Annotated in this window: 3 protein-coding genes; 1 reads left to right on the plus strand and 2 read right to left on the minus strand. The window is 51.8% G+C overall.

The genetic code is table 11. The annotated features are described in order from the left end of the window. Positions 1-50: 50 nt before the first annotated feature. On the minus strand, positions 51-416 hold the full coding sequence (locus tag QME66_13340; GenBank protein MDI6809931.1) for a hypothetical protein: 366 nt from the start codon (positions 414-416) through the stop codon (positions 51-53). 71 nt (positions 417-487) lie between these two features. Beyond that, positions 488-1,810 carry an integrase core domain-containing protein gene (locus QME66_13345; protein MDI6809932.1) on the minus strand — a complete coding sequence of 441 codons (1,323 nt, stop codon included), beginning with the start codon at positions 1,808-1,810 and terminating at the stop codon, positions 488-490. A gap of 142 nt (positions 1,811-1,952) precedes the next feature. Between QME66_13345 and QME66_13350 the strand changes: the two genes are divergently transcribed. Beyond that, a partial coding sequence (locus QME66_13350; protein MDI6809933.1) for a transposase occupies positions 1,953-2,519 on the plus strand: 567 nt, incomplete at its 3' end.

Raw genomic sequence — 2,519 nt, forward strand, 5'->3', positions numbered from 1 at the left:
ACGTGATACCCTCGCTGGCATCTTGTTCAAGCGGATAAAACCTGATGCAACTACCAATTATCGCACCTGCGCCACTTGTGACTGCCCATGCAGAGACCTTCCGAGATCTGTTCGAGAATCGCTGCCAGTTTCAGCACTTTGAAAACTATCTCACGGGGCTGATGGTGTTGCCCAACAAAAGCATGGCGAATATTTCCCGGTGTGTTGTCGAGAGCGCCGATAAGACCAACTTGTCGCGGTACTTCTCGAACGATTACTGGTTCCAAGAGCAGGTCAATGATCGTCGGATCAAATATATGCTTCACCAGACGAAATGCGTGCGCCTTGCGAAAGACCGATCTGCATTGATTGTGGATGATACCTTGTGTGAACATGTTGGGAGTTTGTTCGAGTACATTGACCGTCATTACAATCATGGCGATAACACCTACCCGTCAACCTTCATAACATCGTAGAAAAATCTGAACCTTACTAACTGAACCAACCTTCATAACATCGTAGAAACCGGACTGAAGAGGCTGTCTATCGGGAGGTCAACCGCTGATCGGAAGAGCGAAGGCATCTCCACTTCGATTGGGCGTTGGAACTCATCCACCAGAGGCTGCACCTCTTCTTTGAGTGGGAAGGGTCGTTCCGCAAGACAAGTACGCTCGCGGACATCTGGGGCTGCATTATAAAAGCGCAGAGTTGCTCCGTGCAAAGTGAACTCAATGGTAGCCCAAACGCCTCGGTCCGGCTGAGCTAGCGGCACATCCCAATCCATGTTCAGAATCATCGCCTTGCCTTCTTGGCTCACTCGGCGGATGAAGTGCACCTGGCCAACCGTGAGAGGTAGGCGGTCTGGCAGACAGAAACCCGCTGGCAACTTGTACGCGCCCTGAGCAGGATGAAGATCCGCCGGGCAACGTCCGTTCAAGGCGGAGTGGTGTTCGCTATGCCGGTAGGCTGCGAAGAAAGCTGACGAATGCTGTTGGACTGCCTGTAAGTCGGGTAGTTCGATCTTGTTCCAGACATTCTTTGAATAGTCTTGATGAAAGCGCTCGACGGTGCCATTACTTTCGGGATGGCGGATCGGTGAGAAGACCAACTGCGTTCCGACCAGCAAGGCCAAACGCAGCACTTTGCCTAGGACGCCTGGATGGGTAAAGCCGCCGCTGAAGCAGCTTTCGTTATCCACCTGAGTAAACTCGGGGATGCCTATCTCTTTCCAGACATACAGCAGGAAATTCGCAGCATCCTCCGAACGCTTGGTAAGAGATTGCTGTCCGGTTGGATAACGAGAAACCACGTCGATAGCGTTGAAACAGGAAACACAAGGACCGCCCCGTAAATAGTGCGGCACAATGTCCACTTGAATCAGATGCATGGGCTGGGTCGGGTGCAAGTGGGGATAAACCACTTCCACTGTCTCCATTGGCTTGCGAGGCCGTGTCATCTCTGCTGCCCGCAGTTCCCGCTCAATGCTGGTGATACCGGGCAGAGGAGAGACCTTCTTCTTTCGCAAGCGGGCGGAAATTGCATGCGCATCAATGTAAGAGAGCTTCCCCGGTTCAGCGGCTTCTGCCTCTAATTCGCTTCGCTCTTGGCGAATGGCTTGCCGAACCGCTTCCGGGAGTTTCTTGGGACAACGTTTCGGAGCACGCGGCTGGTCATGAAGGGCTTGCCAATCTCGTTCGGCGAAAAAACGCTTTCGCCACTTATACACCCAAGCCAGCGAACAGTTCAGTTCTTGGGTGACTTCAGCGGGAGACCTCCCACTGCGCAAAAGATGAACGGCTGTTTTCCTGATGGCATACTCGGTTGTACTCATATTCTTCACCTGTTTCGATCGGGATCAGTTGCAGGTGAATGTTAGCCGAGTAGGCCGGATTCTACGATGTGTTGAAGGTTCGATTGTTAAGGAACTTTCTACGATGTCTTGAAGATTTCTATGTTAGCGATTCTACGATGTCTTGAAGGTTAACACCTACCCGCTGGCGCATAATCCTGTTACCAGCCATTACGTAAGCGGTCCGGTGCGGTTTCCGGTAGACCTGCGGCTGTATCGCCGTTACGAAGAAGTGACCGGCTGGGAAAAGTTCGTGCATAAGCATTTTCCCGAGCGGAAGATTCCCAAGAAGAAAAAAGAACGGGTGCAGTTTCACAAAGTCGTTGATCCTGTCTTGCTCCAAGACCCGGAGTTTCAGGCTTTACACCAACAGTTTCAGACCAAAATCGCTCTGGCGAAGGAACTCGTGGAATCTGCCATACGGCACAAGCTGCCGTTCAGCGTGGTTCTAATTGACAGTTGGTACCTGGCGGAAGGGTTTATCGCTGTTCTTAGCCGCCGCAAGAAAGACTGGATTAGCATCCTCAAAAAGAACCGTAACCTGGAAACGAACAGTTTTGTGTTGAAGGATGCTGATGGAAAACGCATCCCTCTGGCTGGGCCGCACATCAGTGTCGAAGACTTGGTTGCGCTCATTCCTGCCAACGCATATCGTGAAGTGAAGGTAGGAGATCAGACTTACTGGACATTC

This window comes from Candidatus Eisenbacteria bacterium, from assembly GCA_030017955.1.
In the GTDB taxonomy this organism is placed as follows: Bacteria; Eisenbacteria; RBG-16-71-46; order JASEGR01; family JASEGR01; genus JASEGR01.

Bases quoted from the DNA above. Each gene is read 5' to 3' on its own strand.
- QME66_13340 (MDI6809931.1), bottom strand. From the start codon at position 416: ATGATTGTAATGACGGTCAATGTACTCGAACAAACTCCCAACATGTTC.
- QME66_13345 (MDI6809932.1), bottom strand. From the start codon at position 1,810: ATGAGTACAACCGAGTATGCCATCAGGAAAACAGCCGTTCATCTTTTG.